At 40.6% G+C, this 20,021-nt stretch carries 18 protein-coding genes; 7 read left to right on the top strand and 11 right to left on the bottom strand.

Annotated elements, in window-relative coordinates; genetic code table 11:
* Positions 1–271: 271 nt before the first annotated feature.
* The 4 genes from AC3ISE_RS03115 to AC3ISE_RS03100 all read left to right on the top strand — a co-directional run bounded on the left by AC3ISE_RS03115 (position 272) and on the right by AC3ISE_RS03100 (position 3,239).
* Positions 272–829, top strand: coding sequence for a GNAT family N-acetyltransferase (locus AC3ISE_RS03115; protein WP_191556639.1), 558 nt, complete (start codon positions 272–274; stop codon positions 827–829).
* A 329-nt stretch (positions 830–1,158) separates the two neighbouring features.
* A complete protein-coding gene (locus tag AC3ISE_RS03110; RefSeq protein ID WP_083328406.1) occupies positions 1,159–1,287 on the top strand; it encodes a YfhE family protein in 129 nt (42 codons plus the stop codon).
* An 80-nt stretch (positions 1,288–1,367) separates the two neighbouring features.
* On the top strand, positions 1,368–1,550 hold the full coding sequence (locus tag AC3ISE_RS03105; RefSeq protein WP_070879716.1) for a YfhD family protein: 183 nt from the start codon (positions 1,368–1,370) through the stop codon (positions 1,548–1,550).
* A 483-nt stretch (positions 1,551–2,033) separates the two neighbouring features.
* Complete coding sequence (locus tag AC3ISE_RS03100; RefSeq protein ID WP_489223012.1) at positions 2,034–3,239, top strand: NarK family nitrate/nitrite MFS transporter; 1,206 nt, start codon at positions 2,034–2,036, stop codon at positions 3,237–3,239.
* 356 nt (positions 3,240–3,595) lie between these two features.
* Here the strand turns inward: AC3ISE_RS03100 and cobA are convergent, their stop codons facing one another.
* From cobA to nirB (AC3ISE_RS03085), 3 genes are all read right to left on the bottom strand, one after another.
* Entirely contained in the window at positions 3,596–4,366 is a 771-nt protein-coding gene (gene cobA, locus AC3ISE_RS03095; RefSeq protein ID WP_489223011.1) for a uroporphyrinogen-III C-methyltransferase, read from the bottom strand.
* Between the two features lie 62 nt (positions 4,367–4,428).
* A complete protein-coding gene (gene nirD, locus AC3ISE_RS03090) occupies positions 4,429–4,749 on the bottom strand; it encodes a nitrite reductase small subunit NirD (RefSeq protein WP_070879712.1) in 321 nt (106 codons plus the stop codon).
* Positions 4,750–4,784: 35 nt separating this feature from the next.
* Positions 4,785–7,196 carry a nitrite reductase large subunit NirB gene (gene nirB / locus AC3ISE_RS03085; protein WP_489223010.1) on the bottom strand — a complete coding sequence of 804 codons (2,412 nt, stop codon included), beginning with the start codon at positions 7,194–7,196 and terminating at the stop codon, positions 4,785–4,787.
* A gap of 443 nt (positions 7,197–7,639) precedes the next feature.
* Between nirB (AC3ISE_RS03085) and AC3ISE_RS03080 the strand changes: the two genes are divergently transcribed.
* The gene (locus AC3ISE_RS03080) at positions 7,640–8,593 is read left to right on the top strand and encodes an NAD(P)-dependent alcohol dehydrogenase (RefSeq protein ID WP_489223009.1); all 954 of its coding nucleotides are present in this window, start codon (positions 7,640–7,642) and stop codon (positions 8,591–8,593) included.
* 379 nt (positions 8,594–8,972) lie between these two features.
* On the opposite strand, the gene nasC is transcribed toward AC3ISE_RS03080, so the two are convergent.
* The 6 genes from nasC to AC3ISE_RS03050 all read right to left on the bottom strand — a co-directional run bounded on the left by nasC (position 8,973) and on the right by AC3ISE_RS03050 (position 17,418).
* The gene (gene nasC / locus AC3ISE_RS03075) at positions 8,973–11,120 is read right to left on the bottom strand and encodes an assimilatory nitrate reductase catalytic subunit NasC (protein WP_489223008.1); all 2,148 of its coding nucleotides are present in this window, start codon (positions 11,118–11,120) and stop codon (positions 8,973–8,975) included.
* Positions 11,121–11,150: 30 nt separating this feature from the next.
* A complete protein-coding gene (nirB, locus tag AC3ISE_RS03070) occupies positions 11,151–13,532 on the bottom strand; it encodes a nitrite reductase large subunit NirB (RefSeq protein ID WP_489223007.1) in 2,382 nt (793 codons plus the stop codon).
* Positions 13,533–13,977: 445 nt separating this feature from the next.
* Entirely contained in the window at positions 13,978–15,114 is a 1,137-nt protein-coding gene (locus AC3ISE_RS03065) for a DEAD/DEAH box helicase (RefSeq protein ID WP_489223006.1), read from the bottom strand.
* Between the two features lie 222 nt (positions 15,115–15,336).
* The gene (locus AC3ISE_RS03060) at positions 15,337–15,993 is read right to left on the bottom strand and encodes a Type 1 glutamine amidotransferase-like domain-containing protein (protein ID WP_489223005.1); all 657 of its coding nucleotides are present in this window, start codon (positions 15,991–15,993) and stop codon (positions 15,337–15,339) included.
* Positions 15,994–16,335: 342 nt separating this feature from the next.
* Positions 16,336–16,533: a hypothetical protein gene (locus tag AC3ISE_RS03055; protein ID WP_489223004.1), complete on the bottom strand. Its 198-nt coding sequence runs from the start codon at positions 16,531–16,533 to the stop codon at positions 16,336–16,338.
* A 267-nt stretch (positions 16,534–16,800) separates the two neighbouring features.
* Positions 16,801–17,418 (bottom strand): hypothetical protein, encoded by a 618-nt coding sequence (locus AC3ISE_RS03050; RefSeq protein WP_489223003.1) that lies wholly within the window; start codon positions 17,416–17,418, stop codon positions 16,801–16,803.
* Positions 17,419–17,480: 62 nt separating this feature from the next.
* On the opposite strand from AC3ISE_RS03050, the gene AC3ISE_RS03045 reads away from it, so the two are divergent.
* The gene (locus tag AC3ISE_RS03045; protein WP_489223002.1) at positions 17,481–18,131 is read left to right on the top strand and encodes a DUF3885 domain-containing protein; all 651 of its coding nucleotides are present in this window, start codon (positions 17,481–17,483) and stop codon (positions 18,129–18,131) included.
* Positions 18,132–18,210: 79 nt separating this feature from the next.
* Here the strand turns inward: AC3ISE_RS03045 and AC3ISE_RS03040 are convergent, their stop codons facing one another.
* Entirely contained in the window at positions 18,211–18,504 is a 294-nt protein-coding gene (locus AC3ISE_RS03040; RefSeq protein ID WP_489223001.1) for an alpha/beta fold hydrolase, read from the bottom strand.
* Between the two features lies 1 nt (position 18,505).
* Positions 18,506–19,087 (bottom strand): alpha/beta fold hydrolase, encoded by a 582-nt coding sequence (locus AC3ISE_RS03035; protein ID WP_489223000.1) that lies wholly within the window; start codon positions 19,085–19,087, stop codon positions 18,506–18,508.
* 409 nt (positions 19,088–19,496) lie between these two features.
* Here AC3ISE_RS03035 and AC3ISE_RS03030 point away from each other — a divergent pair, with 409 nt between their 5' ends.
* Positions 19,497–19,994 (top strand): DinB family protein, encoded by a 498-nt coding sequence (locus AC3ISE_RS03030; protein ID WP_489222999.1) that lies wholly within the window; start codon positions 19,497–19,499, stop codon positions 19,992–19,994.
* Positions 19,995–20,021 lie beyond the last annotated feature (27 nt).

Genomic DNA, 20,021 nt, shown 5'->3' with positions numbered 1-20,021 from the left:
CCAGGTTTGACTTTTTGGGGGATTTTGTTCTGGCCGAGGAGTTGGGCGCTGCGAGCTGGACATCGAAAAACGAGTCTAAATATTCCTGAAGTTATTACTAAAAACCGAATGATGCAAATGCGTGGGAAGGCAAATGGTGCGCCACCAGTAAACTGGTCCTAGTGGGTTCGATTCCCACCCCGAAATTTTTTTATCTAATTTAAAAAATTTCGAGGGTGGGACTTTAACACGACAAGTCTGTAAGTCTGCCCTCTGGTTGGAGGGATAGCAGATGCTAAAAAAACGTGATATTCAAGACAGTCAGCCGCTATATGATCAAATGGTTCACCCTGATGTCTTCCCTTTTGTGCGCCACAAAGCAGCATCAATTGATGAATATCTATTTTTAACAAAACAAACGATTGAAGCAGAAGAGCGCGGGGAATTGATTTCACGTACCATTCTCGATGAATGGGGCTCTCCAATCGGAACCATCAGTTTATTTGATATTCAGGACAATGCCGGGTTTCTTGGAACATGGCTTGGGAAGCCATTCCACGGAAAAGGCTATAACCAGGCTGCAAAAGATGCTTTTTTCAACGAGCTCTTTTTTGAGCTTGACATTGAACGTATTTTTCTCCGGATCCGAAAGAAAAACGTACGCTCAACAAAAGCCGCTGAAAAGCTGCCTTACGTTGTAAATGCAAACGAAACAAGAAAGCCTCTTCTTGACGAAATCAATCAGGGCGAGGATATTTACAACTTATACGAAATTTCAAAAGACCTATATACTTTTTATACGATGCGCACCGCCTCAGAAATGGAAGAACAGCATCTTAAAGAAGCCTAATGAAACTAAACCTGCTCAGGAGAAAATCGAGCAGGTTTTTTTGTATGAGATTCCTTAAAGATGACAAAAATAGTGCTGACACCAAGAAAAGCGCAAGTGCCCGTTTAGCTCCGACAGACAGATAAGAAATCACCCGAAAAGTCCGGTTTTGACTTTTTGGGGGATTTTGTTCTGGCCGAGGAGTTGGGCGGTGGAGCTAGACAGCGAAGCGCAAAATTTTATACTTTCTTTTCTACTAAGAAAAGTGTAAGCGCTCGTTTATCGCAGAAGCTTGCCATCAAAGTGCAGAACAGTGTAGTTTCTCATGACATAAAGAAAGGGTGAACGAAATGGCAGATAAAAGAAAACGCGAAAAAACCCGCAATTCTTTAAGCGGTGCACAGGAAGTTACCTATTCAAGAGCATTTAAAATGGCTGACCGTGCTGGCGGATACATAAACAGCAAATCAAGTCATTAACTGCCAGCATACCTTCCCCCGGTTCAGATAAAACTAATAATGAACACATGATGTTCAAGCTAACTTCAGGGGGCCAAAAAATGGGCAGAGCAAATAGCCAGCATTCTAGAAGCAAAAGCAAAAATAATTTAGCACAGGTTCCAAAAAACCTTAAAAAAGAATCTGACGGAGTTTATGAAGAATATTCGGCTGAACTCGCAGATCAAGCAGATAAAACGGCTCAGGCAAGAGCAAAAGCTGCTGATGAGCGTCAAGGGAAATAAGCGATTTAGATATGATTCAGAAAAGGGAGTGCATAAATGCACTCTCTTAATATTTTTCTATTAATGACCTGTGGATATAATTATCCACAGGAATGTGCATTTTGTGGATAAGCTAAATCAGACACTTATTAATACAGTTAGATAAAAATTGTCAGATTTTTTAATAATGTTGTGGACAACCTTCCTTTAAACTGTGGATACTGTGTATAAACCTGTGGAGCCTTTATGTTTTTTGGATTTTTATTGTGGATAAATATTTAATGATTGCTGCGCATATTTTCTTTGCTTTTTACAAATTTTAAATATACACCAATGATTGACATCACGATATTAATCAAAGAGCTGCCCGAAGGCAGCTCTTTTTTTATTTATCACCTCTCCGCCTAAAACCATGTCATGTTTCCTCACATAAATAAAGAAATTTCAATTAATTAATAGTAGACTAAGTGAATATTTTAAAAATTTAAAACGGGAGAGATGATAATGAAATTACATAACTTGAGAAAAAGCGGTCATGCCCCTTCCTTGTTTGCATCCTTTCTTTATTTTGATGTCAGTTTTATGATTTGGGTTTTATTAGGCGCATTAGGCGTATATATTACAAAGGATTTCGGGCTGTCACCAGCTGAAAAAGGATTAATTGTTGCCATTCCTATTTTAGGAGGATCATTTTTCCGGCTCATTTTAGGCATTCTGACAGATCGGATTGGCCCTCGGAAAACAGCAATTGGGGGCATGCTCGTTACAATGATTCCCCTTTTATGGGGATGGTTATCAGGAGAAAATTTAGCAGAACTTTATATGATTGGTATCTTGCTTGGAGTTGCAGGTGCAAGCTTTGCTGCTGCTCTTCCTATGGCCAGCCGCTGGTACCCGCCGCACTTGCAGGGCCTTGCCATGGGGATAGCAGGAGCGGGCAATAGCGGTACACTTTTCGCAACATTATTTGGACCGCGTCTTGCAGAATCAATTGGCTGGCATAATGTAATGGGATTAGCCTTAATCCCTTTATCGATTGTCTTCGTCATTTATCTGTCCATTGCAAAGGACGCTCCATCACAGCCGGCCCCTAAACCTGTCAAAGAATATTTTAATGTATTTAAAATGAAGGATACTTGGTATTTCTGCCTGCTTTATAGTGTGACCTTCGGAGGTTTTATAGGTTTTACCAGCTTTTTAAGCATCTATTTTGTGGATGAGTTCGGATTAACCAGGGTTAGAGCAGGTGATTTTGTTACATTATGTGTGATCGCAGGCAGCTTCTTTCGTCCCGTAGGAGGATTTATTGCAGATAAAATTGGCGGGGTTAAACTTCTATTGTTCCTATTTGTGGGAGTAGCAATCAGCATGTTTGGAGTCAGCGTTTTATCATCTTTTACTGCCGTCACGATTCTGCTGTTTCTCGGCATGCTGTTCCTTGGTATGGGGAACGGAGCCGTCTTTCAGTTAGTTCCACAGCGATTTCCCGAGGAAATTGGTTTTATTACCGGAATTGTAGGGGCAGCTGGCGGTGTAGGAGGATTTTTCGTACCTAACATCCTTGGTACCTTAAAACAAATTACCGGAACATATGATGCTGGATTTGCAGTCTTTTCTGTTGTTGGAATTGCTGCACTGACGATCTTACTATCAGCACAGTTTTCGTGGAGAAAGACTTGGGTTATCGGTAAGAAGTCGGTTAAAATTTAGGATCAATCAAGGAATGGGAACTAATCTTCCCCCTTAAGTTTTCACCCTTGGATTTTCGCTGCAGGCACTTGCATTCCGCGGTTCGTCTGGGGGCCTCTATTTCCCGCAGTAATCAAGTGCCTTCCGCTGCAATCCACTCAAGGTTTAAACGTTTTTCCTAAAAACAACAAACTGAGAGACTATTTAAAAGATGTTCTTAATGGTTGATACACGGTAGCAAAAAATCAATTCAAAAACGCTTAGGAAAATACCTAAGCGTTTTTTGATCTTCACCAAAAGTGTTTGCTTTTACTTTTACTTTTCTTATCTGATAATCGGATTTAAACCAATAACAACTATTCATACAAAAAGAGCTTTTAAATAAATACCTTCTCTCTTTTTCTTTGTGAAAACCAAGCTAAACGCTCCGACAATTTAACAACTTCTCCTATTACAATCATGGCCGGGTTTGTGATTTCTTCACTTCTAACAGATTCCACTATTGTTACGAGAGTACCTGTTACAATCCGCTGATTCATTGTCGTTCCTTGTTCAATGACAGCGATTGGCGTTTGAGGATTTTTACCGCAGGATTGAAGCTTTCTGCATATATAAGGAAGATTTTTTATTCCCATGTAAATGGATATAGTATCAACACCTTTCGCTAAATAATCCCATCGGATGTTATCCGGTTTACCTGTTTTACAGTGACCTGTGACAAATGCTATGGAACCCCCAAACTCCCTGTGGGTAACAGGAATGCCAGCATACGCAGGAGCCGCTATTCCCGCTGTTATTCCAGGAACAATTTCAAATATAATGCCGTGTCGGGCAAGAACTTCTGCCTCTTCTCCGCCCCGCCCAAAGATGAATGGGTCCCCGCCTTTTAATCGCACAACAGTTTTACCTTGAAGAGATTTTTCAATGAGTAATTCCTGAATAACCTCCTGTGAGACACAGTGGTTCCCGGGGATTTTACCGCAGTATATGAACTCGGCTTCTTCCTTTCCATGTTTCAGCAAGATTGGATTGACTAAACGATCGTATAGAATGACATCCGCTGCTGCAAGACATTTCACAGCTTTGAGAGTAATTAATTCCGGGTCACCTGGTCCAGCTCCAACGATATAGACTTTTCCCTTTTTCATCCTTTTCCTCCCAATCTGCTCATTCCCTAACTGATTCAGGACTGCAATAACCGGATCCCATTCTATAAAAGAAGGTAAATATCATTGTCATCTATTATCGTTTGATACGTTTTAACACAGCCTGCATCTGGCTCCTGGACGTTGCCATCATCTAAACAGATCTTCCAGTCATGCATTGGACAATAAACATATTCGCCGCTGACAATTCCTTCTGTCAGCACTCCTCCTTTATGAGGACATCGGTTTTCGACTGCGCGGACTCTTCCGTCTGATAATCTGAATACCGCAACCTCATTGCCCTCAACACGAACCGTTTTTCCTAAACGTTCTGGAAGTTCATCAGCAGCACAAACGAGCACTTTTGTTAAACTATTGTTTACCATGAATGATTTCCCCCTAATCTTTTCAGACCGCTGTTTTAAGACATGACGACATTCTCAAACAATTCTTTCTTTGTTTTATTATTATTTACAATTTCTTTCCAAGGGTCTTTATAAACAGATAGAGCTTCATTCATTCGGTCATTAAGCTGTTTGCATTTTTCTTTATCTTCCAATACAGATTGAACATGAGTCAATCCAACGCGCTCTATCCATGCAGAAGTACGCTCTAAATAATTTGCCGTTTCGCGGTAATATTGCAAGTAAGCCCCTGTGATTTCCATCACTTCTTCATCCGATTTCACTTTGATCAATAAGTCTCCTCCGCGTACATGGGTACCGCCATTTCCGCCGACATAAAGTTCCCATCCGCCTTCAATGCCAATAAACCCAATATCTTTGAATCCCGATTCTGCACAGCTTCTTGGGCAGGCAGAAACGGCCATTTTTACTTTATGGGGAGTTTGCAGTCCTTCGAATTTTTTTTCAAGGGCAATTCCAAGTGACATGGAATCCTGTGTGCCGAACCGGCAGAACTGCTCCCCAACACACGTTTTCACTGTCCGAAGAGATTTGCCGTAAGCATAACCAGAAGGCATATCAAGCTCTTTCCACACATCGGGCAAATCTTCTTTTTTCACTCCAAACAAATCCAGGCGCTGTCCTCCAGTTACCTTCACCAGCGGAATTTCATACTTATCCACTACATCAGCAATTCGCCTCAAATCTTTGGCATTTGTTACACCGCCGTACATACGGGGTACAACCGAGTATGTTCCGTCCCTTTGAATGTTCGCATGCATGCGCTCATTTACAAAACGTGATTCTCTCTCATCTTCATATTCTGTCGGCTTTACCATTCCTAAATAATAATTAAGAGCCGGACGGCATTTTGAACAGCCTTCCTCAGAACTCCAGCCAAGAACGTTCATGACTTCTTTTGTATGAGACAATCCTTTGGCTCTAATTTCATCGACGATTTCATCTCTTGACAGTTCGGTACAGCCGCAGATCGCTTCTTTTTGAGAGCCTGCATCAAAATCTTCTCCAAGCGTGTATTGCAATAGCTCTGCAACAAGCGGCTTGCAGCCTCCGCAAGAACGGGAAGCGCTGGTACAAGCTTTTATTTCATCAACTGATGAGCATCCTTGCTTTTGAATAGCCTGAACAATGGCTCCTTTTGATACACCATTACATCCGCAGATCATCTCTTCAGCACTCATGTTTTCTACAAGGCTTGATCCAGCCATTTCCCCTGCAGGCTGTAGAATGGATACTTTGGATATCTCTGAAACATCTGCTTGCTTTTGGATCATTGAGAGCAGGCGGCTGCCATCACTTGTGTCTCCAAATAAAACGGCGCCGACAATTTGATTTCCCCGCAATACGATTTTTTTATAAATTCCATCCTGATCATCAAAAACCTTGATTGCTTTTTTGTCTTCTCCTTCTGTAAAATCGCCTGCAGAAAATACGTTTACACCTGAAACTTTTAATTGAGTGGATACAATAGATCCTTTATAAGGATTTGTTTTATTCCCGCAAATTTGTTTAGCCAGTACTTTTGCTTGCTCATAAAGAGGTGCAACTAACCCGTATGCAATACCATCATGTTCTGCGCATTCTCCAACAGCATAGATGTGAGGAAGATTGGTCTGCAGATAATCATCGACAAGAATTCCGCGATTTACTGAAAGTCCGCTTTCCTTTGCAAGCTCTGTATTCGGCCTGATCCCCACTGCCATAACGACTAAGTCAGCTTCAATTTCCGTACCGTCTTTAAACTTCAATCCTTCCGCCCGATCATCCCCCATTATCGCTTCAGTTTGCTTTTCTAAAAGAAAGTTCATTCCCTGATTTTCCAGTTCCTTTTGCAAGAGATTTCCAGCTATTGGATCCAATTGACGCTCCATCAAATTTGGCGAGAGATGAATCACAGAGACATCCATACCTAAGTTTAAAAGCCCCCTTGCCGCCTCAAGCCCCAGCAATCCCCCTCCGATTACAGCAGCTTTTTTGTATTTCTTTGAGGCTTCAAGCATTTCATCTGTATCCCTAATATCCCGAAAAGCCGTAACACCCTTTTTATCTGCACCGGGAATTGGAAGAATAAAAGGAAGGGATCCAGTAGCTAAAATCAATTCATCATAAAACTCTACTCTTCCTGAATCAGAAAAAACAGCCTTCATCTCCGCATCAATCTTTGTCACCGTTTCTCCTGTATGTAATTGAATGTTATTTTCTTTGTACCAATTCCAGTCATTTAATGTAATATCCTTAACTTCTGTATCTCCCTGCAAGACCTTTGACAGCAAAATCCTATTATAATTCGGATGCGGTTCACTTCCGAAAATCGTAATCTCAAATTCTTCTCCTGATACGTTCAATACCTCCTCAATGGTTCTGACGCCCGCCATTCCATTACCGATAAGAATTAGCTTTTTCTTCACTTGGCGTTCCTCCTCTTAGAAAGTTTCTTAAACTATATCACAGCAAAAAGTAAACTTAACTTCTTGTGTAAGGTTTTCTGACATTGTTTTTTGATAATTTAAAATATTAGATTTTCAATAAGGTGTGTTTCAATGAAAAAACCGGCTGTAAACCATAACGGGTTCGGATACCTATCACAAACCGTTAATTTGGATTGTAAAAAGTAACGTTTGGTGTATATAAAAATGTTATTAGTTTTGTGGACCAAATTGCTATACAGGCGATTTGGTCTTTTTGTTTTTTAGGACATTTATAAACCATTATTACTAAGAAGGATTAGCTGAAGAAGAAGAATTAGAATAATTTTAAAAATTAAAAAGTCAGAATGTTTTAAATGATACATAAAATAGAAGGGGAAAGTTTCAATTAAATATAAAATACAAAATTCTTGGAGGTAATGTAGGTGAGAGCAGCGGTTTATAATACCTATGGTTCCCCTGAAGTTATAGGTATTAAGGACGTCGAAAAACCAACTATCAAAGAACAAGATAGGGTGTTGATTCTTGTACACAATGCCTCAGTCAATACATTAGACTACTTGTACAGAAAAGGTTATTTACCAACAAGAATGGATAATGGACTAACAAAACCTAAGAGTCCCATACTAGGCATAGATGTTGCAGGGACTATTGAGGCTGTAGGTGAAAATGTACGCAAATTTAAGGTGGGTGATAATGTTTTTGGGAGTTGCTTTGGATCTCATTCTGAATATGTCGCTCCACGTGAGAATTTCCTAAGTCATATGCCGAAAAACATAACTTTTGAGGAAGCGGCTGCTATACCGTGTGCTGCTCAAACTGCGTTACAAGCATTACGAGATGTAGCACAGGTAAAGCAAGGTCAAAGAGTGTTAATATATGGAGCTTCTGGCGGAGTAGGGCATTTTGCTGTTCAACTTGCAAATTACTTTGGAGCTGAGGTAACTGCTGTTTGTAGTACCTCAAATTTAGATTGGGTCAAGAAACTTGGGGCACAGTATGTTATTGATTATACCAGGAAAGATTTCACGGATAATGGAAATAAATACGATATTATTCTGGATGCAGTTGGTAAACGAACCTTTTTCAGTTGTTTACACTCTTTAACCGAGAACGGTCTTTATATTACGGTGCACCTATTTTTCCCTAAGTACCATCCTTTTCAATTGATGATAGGCTCATTAATAGGTCGCAAGAAAGCAAAAATTCATTTTACGAAACCGAATGCTAGGGATTTGGATTTCCTAAGGGGTCTTGTGGAGGAAGAAAAGTTACGACCTGTTATTGAAAAATGTTACCCTTTAGAACAAATTGTAAAGGCACACCAGCACATTGAAACTGGACGTACAAAGGGAAAGATAGTTCTTAGAGTCAAATAGGTCGGATATATTTGATGATGTGAACTCCATCTTAAACAAACAGGTGCTTAAGTTAAAGATGGACTCGATCATAAATAAAAATCGCTTAACGCTACTGTTAAGCGATTTTTTCATTCTCCAGATTACTTCTGTTAGCAAAATTGCCGGTTAAAATGTACCTTAATTTGCACGCTTACAGAAATGTCTGTTAGTCTGCAATTTGATATACAAAATCTAAAACAAAAAAATAAAATTTATTAGTATAAATGCCTATATATCAATAAAAAAAGACCATCATTTTCAATTGCAATTTGATGGTCTATTTGCTTTACATAATTAAATTTTGTGACAGGTAACTGAACCGTTATGTAAACCAGCCGGTTTTAATGTATTTTGAGAATTATTGTGCTGATTCGGCAAGAGGTGCAATTTTAACCGCACTAACCTTAAATCCAGGCATTTTGCATACAGGATCTAAATCTTTTGAAACAAGCAGATTGATATTTTGAGAGTCTGCCCAATGAAATGGGACAAAAACAGTATCCGGACGAATCTTTTCAGACCATCTGCTTCTGACAGTAATACTGCCGCGCTTTGACTCAATTTTCACTAGAGTATGATTGGGGATGTGATACTCCTCGGCCGTTTTAGGGTGAATTTCCATAAATGATTCGAAATTTCTGGCTGCAAGTGTTGAACTCTTTCTTGTTTGCACCCCGGTCAAGTAGTGTGACATGACCCTCCCTGTTGTTAAATATAAAGGAAACTCTTGAGTTGGTTCTTCTTTCGGAACTTTCGGGCTGTTTGGAACTAAAGCCATAGCCGCTTTGCCATCCGCATGCGCAAATGATTGTTCAAATAATCTTTTTGTTCCTTCATGATCAAGAGCTGGACATGGCCACAATATTCCGTCTTCTTTTCTTAGACGATTGTATGTAATGCCATAATAATCAGCTGTTCCCCCGCGGCTTGCCGCTCTTAATTCATTAAAAATCTCTTCAGCAGATTGAAAGGGAAAATACTTTCCTTTTCCTAGAACACGTGCAATATCACAAATAATTTGCCAATCATGCTTCGCTTCACCGGGTGAAGGAAAGCTTGCTTCTCGGAGCGTGACCCGGCCTTCTAAATTTGTCATTGTTCCTTCATCTTCCAGATAGGAGGAAGCAGGTAAAATTAGATCTGCTAATCTTGCAGTTTCTGAAACAAACAGATCCACAGCTACAAGATACTTTAATTTTTTTAATGCTCTCTTGACAAAATCAGCATTTGGATTAGAGACAATAGGATTTGAGCACATTAAAAACATGCCTGTGATTTCACCCTCATGTATTTTCTCTATCATTTCATATGCAGAAACACCTTTTCTCGGTAAATCGCCTTCTTCGATTCCCCAAACACTTGCAATATATGATCTGTGTTCATCGTTCTCAATAGAGCGGTATCCCGGCAGCTGATCTGCTTTTTGGCCATGCTCCCTTCCCCCCTGACCATTCCCCTGTCCAGTAATGGCTCCATAACCGGAGTTAGGCTTTCCAATCTTCCCTGTTACGAGGAGAATATTGAGGAAATTCCGAACAGCTGCAGATCCATCTGTTTGCTGTTCAACACCTCTAGCTGTAAAAATCATTCCTGATTCTGCCTGCCCGAACGTTTTGGCTGCAAGACGGATTTGATCAGCCGAAACACCTGTCATTTGAGCAATTTCCTCCAAATCCAGAGAAGAAACATGCTCTTTTACTTCCTCAAAGCTATTCACGCGATTCCTGATAAACCCATGGTCAATAAGGTCCTCCTCAATCAGCACGTTCAGTAATCCATTAGCCAATGCTGCGTCCTTCCCCGGTTTAACTTTCATATGTAAGTCAGCGAGTTCCGTTGTAGCTGTTTCCCTTGGATCTATTGCGATGATAAAAGCTCCATTTTCCTTCGCCTTCTCAAAATAAGGAATAATGGTGGGCTGGCATTCCGCAATATTCGTCCCGGCTAAAATAATACATTTGGCGAATGGTATTTCGGTTAAGCTGTTTGTCAGACCCCTATCCATCCCGAATGTCTGACTTGCAGCTGAAGCAGCTGAAGACATACACAATCGGCCATTATAATCGATGTATTTTGTTTTCAGAGCCACTCTTGCAAATTTGCCGAGTAAATACGCTTCTTCATTTGTAATCGAAGCACTTCCATAAACAGACAAAGCATTCAGCCCATCTGCTGCTTGAATTTCAGCAAAATTTTCTTTTATGTGGTTCAATGCTTCCTCCCAGGAAACTTGAATAAATTCACCATTTACTTTTAATAACGGATATTTAAGACGATCATTATGCAAAGCGTGCTGGTGTGCATTCATGCCTTTTATGCATAAACGGCCCTCTGAAACCGGATTGTCTTTGCCGATTGTCATATATTTTTTTCTTGTGACAATCGATTGTTCAAGCAATTGCATCTTACACTGGATACTGCAAAATGGACATTGTGTATCATATGATTTTTCCGATTGAACTTCCAGCTGCTTCTCGCGGAAATATTTCAATAATAACTCTGTCAAGCTCTCACATCCTCCTGAAAATTCACTTGATCATTTATCAAAAATGCTAATAAGCTGCTGGTTCTCCCTTGCATTTTTTCGCTGAGAGGCATCCCTTTCAAAATAATGAAGAAGCTGCAGGATAAGTTCTTGATTAAAAAGCACTTCCCTGATATGAAGCAATCCCATGCGCTCAATCCATTGCCAAGTCCTTTCTGAATAATTGGCTGTTTCACGGTAATATTGAATCAGTCCGCATGTGATATTAATCGCTTCTTCATCTGTACTGGCGACGCATAATAAATCCCCCGCCCGCACATTGCGTCCGCTGCTCCCCCCAATATACATTTCCCAGCCTCTGTCAATTCCCATAATGCCTATATCCTTCGTTGTGGACCCTGCCCCATTATGCATACAGGCAGAAACACCTATTTTCAAACGATACGGCGCTGAAATGAGTGCGAGTTTCTTTTCTAAAGCCACAGCAAGGTTTAGCGATTGCTGTTTATCGCACCTGCAGATATGCTCTCCCGTACAGGTTTTAATGTTTTGAACATAGTTGCCGGCCTTAGAAGATAAAGGCATATTTAAATCAGCCCACATCCCTTTGAGATCTTCTTTTTTAACTCCCATTAAATGAATTCGCTGTTCACTTGTTACAGCAACCTGCGAGATGCTGTATTTATCCGCTGCATCTGCAATTTTCCGGAGTTCTTCAGGATTCGTGATTCCGCCGTACAATTGGGGAATAACTGTGTACAAACCATCACTTTGCCGGACAGCATTCATTTTTTCATTTATAAAAATCATTTTTTGACTCTTTTCATACTCTGGGTAAATCATTCCCAGATAATACCTTAGAGCAGGCTGACAGGTTAGGCAGCCTTCACTATTTTTCCATCCAAGTGCAATCATGATTTCTTGATTAGATGATAAATTTTGGAGCTGCATTTCATGCACGACTTCTTCTTCTGTTAGATCAGTACATGAACACATGCTCTTTTTTTCGATCACTTCATTAAACTCATCACTATTTATATATAATAAAAGTTCTTTCACTGCCGGCTTGCAGCCTCCACAAGAACTTGATGCCTTTGTGCATGTTTTCACTTGTTCAAAATTTGTTAATTCTTTCGTTTGTACAGCTTCAATTATGTTTCCTTTTGTTACTCCGTTACAATTGCAAATCACATCACTCATTGCCATTTCAGCAATCAAACGTCCGCCGGAATTTGATGCGGATTGGAACAGTGCATTCTTTTCCTCTGAGGAAATATCTTTTTGTTTCAAGATCAAATCAAATAATTTTGCACCGGCTTTTGTATCACCAAAAAGAACAGCGCCAATGAGTTTTCGATCTTGAAAAACCGCCTTTTTATAACACCCATCCAACTCATCAAATGCTGTTATTGATCTTGTTGAATCTTGATCAGCGAACTGTCCTGCTGAAAATACATCCACTCCTGAAATTTTCAGCTGAGTAGAAAGGACGGATCCCTGATAACCTTGAGTTTTGACCCCACATATATGTTTTGCTGCTATTGCTCCTTGCTCATAAAGAGGTTTTACCAGTCCATAAACGATGCCCTGGTGCTCAGCACACTCTCCCACAGCGTAAATATTGGCAGCACTTGTTTCTAAATAGTCGTTTACAGTAATAGCTCGATTTGTATGAATGCCGCTTTCTTTTGCAAGCTTTATATTGGGTCTGATTCCCGCTGCCATAATCACTAAATCTGCCTCTGCTTCTGTTCCATCTTGAAAACGGACGCCCTTTGCACGGCCGTTTCCGATGATCTCTTGCGTCTTCTTTTTTAAAAGAAAATGCATGCCTTGCCTCTCCAGTTCTTTTTGAAGAAGGATGGATGCTGTCCGATCAAGCTGCCGCTCCATTAAATATTCTGAAATATGGACAACACTAACGTCCATTCCCAGGTTTAAAAGTCCTCTTGCCGCTTCTAAGCCTAATAATCCTCCTCCAATAACCACCGCTTTTTTATATCGAAGCGAACTTTCCATCATTTTCCGGCAATCATCAATTGTGCGGAAAGCGATTACTCCATCTTTATCAGCACCTGGAACAGGAAGAAAAAAAGGAACAGACCCTGTGGCTAGAATCAGCTTGTCATAGGATAACTCCCTCTCTTTATCTGTTTGAATAATTTGATTCAACGTATCGATATTCACAACCGTTTCACCTGTAAACAGCTGGATATTATTTTTTGTATACCAATTAAGGTCATTTATTGTAAGATCATCAAAAGTCATGCTGCCCTGCAGAACGGATGACAATAAAATTCGATTATAGGTAACATGCCGCTCACTTCCGAAAATGGTAATATCAAACGCTTCAGATCCATTCTTAATCATTTCTTCCACACATCGCGCGCCTGCCATACCGTTTCCTACTACTACTACTTTTTGTTTAGTCATTTTGAAACCTCCAACATCCTTAAATGTGGTAGTTGAGATTTTTATTATTTCATATTCTCTTTAAAAAAGTAGTAATTATGTTACATTTCCTTACATGATTTGTGATATGTATAAGTGACGGGAAACATAATAAAGGGGCTGTCCAGGAAGTCTGTTTCCACATAATTATTGTTCTAGGTTATAAATGTTGTCCGTTCCTTTCCGCTCCAGGAACTTGCTTTCCGCGGGGAGCATGGGAGCCTCCTCGGCGTTGCCTGTGGGGTCTCCCATTTTGCTCTATTTCCCGCAGGAGTCAAGTTCCTTCCGCTGCAATCCACTTAAAGTTTGAAAAATGGAGTCTAATAACAACAAAGTTTATAAAATAAGCCCACAGAAAAAAGCAGACAGGAAATAACATTTGTTTTTCCTGCCTGCTTCATTTTATAGGCTTATTGGACAATCCCTTTTATTTAGATTCTACAATTTCACCCTTGTAAAAACGCTTTTTATGAAGTTCAACCTTTAACCCTCTGCAAATTTGCTTCAGTTCACGCTCTTCACGTTCTGTTACTAGCGATACGACAGTTCCGTCTGCTCCATTCCGGCCTGTTCTTCCCGAGCGGTGAACATATTGCTCAACTGTTTCGGGAAGGTCGTAATGGATCACATGCGTTACGCCTTCAATATCAAGTCCCCGTGCAGCTACATCTGTTGCAAGAAGAATCGGAAGCTCCCCTGTACGGAAACTTTTAATGGCAGTTTCGCGCTCGCGCTTTGTAGAATCCCCATGCAGAATGCCAAGCGGCAATCCTTTGTACATCAGTTTTTCCGCTAAAACAGCAGCATTGCCGATATCTTTTACAAAGGCAATTGCCTTAGCCCCTTCTAATCTTGAAAGCTTTTGAAGAAGATCAATTTTATCTCTCGCTTCTGCAGTGAAGTAAATGTGATCGACTTGTGATTGGATACTTTCATCTCTGCTTACTTTAATGACTTCCGGGTTTTGCATCAGGCTTTTTGCTTCTGCTTCTGTTTTTTCTGGTAGGGTTGCCGAGAACAGCAAAAGCTGTCTGTCCTTAAGTGTTGTTTTGATGATGTTTTTGATATCTGACAAATGTTCAGGCTGAAGCAGCTGATCGCCTTCATCAAGGACGATTGTTTTCACTTCATGCATTTTGATTTTCTTTTGTTTAATAAGCTCAGAGACACGGCCCGGTGTACCGACAATGATCTGCGGACGTTTTTTCAGCTTTTCCTGCTGTCTTTTCACATTTGCTCCGCCGATGAAGCTTGCGCCGAGAATCCCGCTCCCTGCTGACCATTTTTGAATCTCCTCATGGATCTGCATCACCAGTTCCCTTGAAGACGCCATAATCAGTGTTTGGATATTTTTGCTTTCAGGGTTAATGCGCTGCAGGACAGGCAGCAGATAAGCAAGCGTTTTGCCTGTTCCGGTCGGTGATTCGGCAATCACGTCGCGTCCGTCCAGAATGGCAGGAATCGACTTTTCCTGTATAGCGGTTGGAGTTGTATACGAGGCCTTATTCCAGGCTTCCTGTAAAAATGGTTTTGCTTCTTCAAGCAGTGACCATGTGCTGTTCATTTGTTTTCACCTTTTCGTATCTGAAGTCCGTCTTTCCATGAGAAAGACGCATTTTCTTATTATATACCATTTCTGCGGAGGGAAAAACAGCTCTTGTTATTTCTAAGGGTAAGAACACCCTGAAAATTACCAGGAAAGCACGAGAAAGCACGGGGACGGTTCTCTTGCTTCCTAAGCAGTAGAACCGTTCCCGTGCTTCTTAACAAAGACTCCCCTTCTATTTTATAACAGTTTCCATTGCCCTTCAGAGATAACTTCGACCTCTCCATCAACCACTTTGATGGCGGTTTGATCATCAATTGCATACGCCGGCCCCTGCATCCCTGCTGCCCATCTCTCTGCAGCTGCCATCGTGTTATACGGCAGCATCTCGTGATCCAGATGCGGGAACATTGCAAAATCAACCAGATTCAGCGTTTCATCACCGCCGTTGAGTGGAGTCCAGCTAACAAAAAATTCCCCGATATTAGGTGCCATCACCATGCTCCCGGCGCTCAGTCCCAAATAAACTGCGCTTAGCGACGGCAAGAGGTCTGCCAGTCCGGACTGCCGCATCCAGTAACATAGATACAAAGGGTCACCGCCATTCACCAGTATTACGTCAGTCTTCTTGACCACAGGGACCCAAAGCTCTTCATCGATGCTGGGCAGCGCGGTGAGCTCCAACACCCCCATGGACTTCCAGCCCAGCTCACACATCGGTGTGGTGGCTTGTCCACTGAAGAACTGCCATGCTTTGCCTGCACCACCGGATATGGCGTATATCCCAGTGGTAATACAGAGGGCGCTCGCCTCGGAAATCGGTTTGCCCAGCATGTCAACCAACGCGTCATGTATGCTCTTGTTCTTGATGCCTGCAGATGTGAGGAGAAATTTCATAACTCAATCAGCTCCTTGTCATTGTATGATGCTGTCAAAGTTTTCCACACTCCAAAGACAGCAATTTATTTTCTAACTCTATATACAGGATGACTAGTGCAATTGTTCAAAAACTTTTTAGACTACCAACTTATATCTTATATCTTATTATTTTTATAATATTCTGAAAAGATAACCATTTCAAGTATAACACGCACTCGATAGTACACCGCCTTAAAAAAGGCGCTTGTCCCCCAGCACGTTAATGAACAAAAGTACTGTTAGACAAACACCTTTTATTTTTCCTTTATATTACCTCTTATTTGGGTTAAGGCGGGGCAGGCCTGGCATCAATATCTCAAACTACTCAGATTCAATAACTCTTGCCACTGCATGTCCGCACTGCCGGCACTTTCCCTTTAAGACAATTCCAAATTGGTTGTCCTCAATCGTAAAACTCTCAATAGCAACGACATCACTACACTTCCTGCAAAAAACATTGTTTATAAGTTCGCTTCTGATTTCTTTAGGAATAGAGAGCCATTTTTTATTTGCCTCCATATAACAACAGCCTCCTGTATTCGGATTTTTATATAATGAAACAAAACCGGGTTAATATTTAAGCTCAAGCAGCGTGACTGCTTGGAAAGCACGGGAATGCATTCCTGGGTTTTGTTCCTGAAAGAGAAGTCCTGCAGCTTTTAATCACAGGCAAAAGGGTTCATTTTAAAGCCCTAGCTTATTGTTTATTCCAAATGGTGTTTATAATTCCTGAAAACCTCAAATGGAGAACGTTCTTCTTTTTCATCAGGGACATAACAATCTCTATCATGGTAAGGCGGCATTTGCAGACTCTTCCCAATTATAATTATCTTCCACACATTTGATGTACAAATCATACCCCTCCCCATCAGATGGAGATAATCCAAGCCTTGCCTCTTTATGCTTCAGTGCAACATCAATGGCTTCTCTTAATTCCATTAAAGCTGCCTTGTTAGCAATTAGAAAGGAGTTGTCATGCCACATCCGTTGTCCATAAATATGGCACAAAGGAACGGGCTCATCTTCTTCATAAAATTGTTTGCTGTACACATGTTTCAGCTTATTCAGAACATCTTCCGGATCGTCCACATCCAAGTAGGCGTCCATTCCCGTTTCCCAATAACGGCTGCCTCCATCCCGAAACCTCGAAATAAAGTCACCATACAACTCATTGTTTTCTACAAATAGGTACCTCTCCAACGCATCATTAGGATCTGCTATTAAGTAGTAGCAGTGAAGTTGTTTTGCATCCTTTTTGTAAATATAATGAAAAAGCGTATTATCTATTTTTTTATTCTCTGCCAATTCATAGTTATGCTTCTTTAACTTTTTCGGTCTAACGATTTCATTCACAAATGGGGTTTCTGGAATATAGATAGCCATAAATAATCTTGCATCTGCCATTTTGTCTAACACCTTACTGAAAAATATATTTCAATTATAATCCACACTTACCCGGAGGAAATATGAAAGATACTTTATCTGAATTTTTGAAAGAACACTTTAATAATCTTAAGCTCGAACCCGCCCTCTTCTATTCGTCTCAATACGGCATACGCTTTGAAATTTCTGTTCCCTGGATGGAACATGAGGACAAGCGCAACCTTCGCCAAATCGAAAAACGAAGTACCGGGATATTCAATAAAGTGTTCCACGATGGAGATGACATGCTTTTAATAACCGACATCCACTGCGAAAAGAACGACCGGTTCCTGCAGAAAAGACCTGCAAAAGTGTATCAAAAATACATAAAGAACAAAGAGCTGAGACTAAAACTGCAGCACAAGACAATTCCAAATGCTTTCTCAGAAGAAGAGATGGTCACGCACCGTTTCATTCTTTCCTGTAAAAAGAGCGACATCCGATCCAGAGCGGTCCTGTCTGCCATCAGCTATGAAGATTTTCGGCACCCAACTAACATCTTAAAAAGTTTTCCCAGGAACGGAATCGACATTTACTTCATCAACACAACCAGAAAAATCATTTACCATCTCTACGATGACCGGGGCTGTGATGTCATTGCATCAAGAAAAGAAGATTTACTCCCGCTTTATCATGATTATAATGAGTGGATACTTGATTATGACCGGGAGGAGATTGATGGGGTGTTTGGATAGGGGTTGTATTGTGGGGCAAGGAAACCTGGTTGAAAAAGCTTAGTGTTGATTTCCAATAACACTAAGCTCAAAGGCATGATTAGTAATACATCTTTAAAAACTCTGCAATATCATGATTAATTTCTTTGAGCTGTTCTTCAGACGGGAAATGTCCCATTTGATAGCTCTTGAACGCAGTTAAATTCGGTATGATTTCTTTAGCGGCTTTACTCAATCTGCTTTCAGGAAAAAAGATATCTTTTGTGCCTGCTATAACTAAAGTCGGAGCTGTGTAATCTGACAGCTCTTCCTTCGTAGTTAATTTCGGCATATCCTGTTCTAGGCGAATATATTTGAATACATCGCCAATAATTCTCTTATCAATTTCTTTCATACTATGATTCTGACATAGTATCAGCAATCTTATCAAGATGTCTTTGCGATGAAGTGCCATTAAACAAGAGTAATGGAAGTAAGATTTTCCGGATCATTTTGACCTTAGAACCTAAGCATATTCCTGCTGGGGATACCAATACAGAACAGTCAATTTTATCCGGCATGAATGCCGCCAATCTTAAAATAATCCCTGCACCGTAGGAAGGGCCGACAAACGCACTGCTGGCTATTTGAAAGTGGTCCATTAATTCTTTTATCCACTGAGCAAAACTGTTGTCCTTTGCCGAAATTCTGCCTTCACTGCTGTATCCCGGATGACCGATTGTATCTGGCGCATACACTCTGTATTTTTCTGTGAGCGGCAAAAACCAGGATAACGTCATTGGATTTATGCAATTGCCGCCCTGGAAAACAAAAACAGGTTTTCCTTCTGGCGGTCCTGCTGCAAGAATATGTGTTTTACCAAGGCCTGTATCAACATATATCTGCTCCACATCAAAATTAAATGACTTTAGGTACTTATCGTAATGTTGAGTGATTAGCCTTTTCCCATCCTTTTTATAGATGGTTTCTTTCTCCAAAAATATTCCTCCCTTATCTAGTTAAAACATTATTTTTATGAGTTTAAATTGGAAAATTCTTATAATCTAAGTTTATCAGAGCAGGTATCTCAATATCTACTAAATCTGGTTTGATTTCTACATGATCATATATCATATCTGGTAAGTTGTTTAAAAAGCATGGGGACGGTTTAGGCAGCCCTCATTAAAGACATAAAAGCATAGAAGCCACCTGTATTAAGAACAAAGAGGGTTCACTTGCTATCGAACCAGCAGAATCATCATGGGATAAAGGCGTCATGATGCAGGAATATAATCTGGATGAGCCGAATAGAAGGATGAAGAATTTTTTACCCTGAATCAATGTTTACAGGATTTTCAACTTTTTTTATTTTGAAAGATTACCCTAATCAGTGAGGAGATTGGATGTATGCAAACTGTAACCAACATTTTTTCTGATCAACTCGACATGCATTGGCGCGAGAATGACTGGTTTGCATCCTTGGAGCAGGCGCTTGATGGAGTAAATGCGCCTGAGGCATCATGGACTAGTTCAGGAAAGAGCAATTCGATATGGCAGATTGTCAACCATTTGATTTATTGGAATGAAGACGTCATTCATCGAATCAAGGGCACAAAAAACCCGCATAAAATAAAGGATAATGAAGAAACCTTTGCAAACCCTGGGAATCCGGAAGACGAAAATGGCTGGGCCCAAACATTACAGCGCCTTGATGAAGTCATGAATCAATTCAAAACCGTCATCGCGGAACTAGATGACGAAAAGCTAAAAGCCCCGTATGCAGCGAACAGGCCCTCCATTGAGCGCTTACTCAGCAGTATTATGATGCATGATTCTTATCATATTGGACAAATTGTTTTGCTTCGGAAGTTACAATCTTCTTGGGGCGGGGTTGATTGGTCTTAGAGCGCTCCTGTTTTAATGTAAATGAAA

This window comes from Metabacillus sp. KH_069 (assembly GCF_057838075.1).
Note: the sequence above shows the minus strand (reverse complement) of the source record. Positions and strands in the feature narration are given on the sequence as shown.

What these genes read in the sequence shown, in the direction of transcription:
- AC3ISE_RS03115 (WP_191556639.1), top strand. Translation starts at nt 272, where the DNA reads ATGCTAAAAAAACGTGATATTCAAGACAGTCAGCCGCTATATGATCAA.
- AC3ISE_RS03110 (WP_083328406.1), top strand. Translation starts at nt 1,159, where the DNA reads ATGGCAGATAAAAGAAAACGCGAAAAAACCCGCAATTCTTTAAGCGGT.
- AC3ISE_RS03105 (WP_070879716.1), top strand. Translation starts at nt 1,368, where the DNA reads ATGGGCAGAGCAAATAGCCAGCATTCTAGAAGCAAAAGCAAAAATAAT.
- AC3ISE_RS03100 (WP_489223012.1), top strand. Translation starts at nt 2,034, where the DNA reads ATGAAATTACATAACTTGAGAAAAAGCGGTCATGCCCCTTCCTTGTTT.
- cobA (WP_489223011.1), bottom strand. Translation starts at nt 4,366, where the DNA reads ATGAAAAAGGGAAAAGTCTATATCGTTGGAGCTGGACCAGGTGACCCG.
- nirD (WP_070879712.1), bottom strand. Translation starts at nt 4,749, where the DNA reads ATGGTAAACAATAGTTTAACAAAAGTGCTCGTTTGTGCTGCTGATGAA.
- nirB (WP_489223007.1), bottom strand. Translation starts at nt 13,532, where the DNA reads ATGACTAAACAAAAAGTAGTAGTAGTAGGAAACGGTATGGCAGGCGCG.
- AC3ISE_RS03065 (WP_489223006.1), bottom strand. Translation starts at nt 15,114, where the DNA reads ATGAACAGCACATGGTCACTGCTTGAAGAAGCAAAACCATTTTTACAG.
- AC3ISE_RS03060 (WP_489223005.1), bottom strand. Translation starts at nt 15,993, where the DNA reads ATGAAATTTCTCCTCACATCTGCAGGCATCAAGAACAAGAGCATACAT.
- AC3ISE_RS03055 (WP_489223004.1), bottom strand. Translation starts at nt 16,533, where the DNA reads ATGGAGGCAAATAAAAAATGGCTCTCTATTCCTAAAGAAATCAGAAGC.
- AC3ISE_RS03050 (WP_489223003.1), bottom strand. Translation starts at nt 17,418, where the DNA reads ATGGCAGATGCAAGATTATTTATGGCTATCTATATTCCAGAAACCCCA.
- AC3ISE_RS03045 (WP_489223002.1), top strand. Translation starts at nt 17,481, where the DNA reads ATGAAAGATACTTTATCTGAATTTTTGAAAGAACACTTTAATAATCTT.
- AC3ISE_RS03040 (WP_489223001.1), bottom strand. Translation starts at nt 18,504, where the DNA reads ATGAAAGAAATTGATAAGAGAATTATTGGCGATGTATTCAAATATATT.
- AC3ISE_RS03030 (WP_489222999.1), top strand. Translation starts at nt 19,497, where the DNA reads ATGCAAACTGTAACCAACATTTTTTCTGATCAACTCGACATGCATTGG.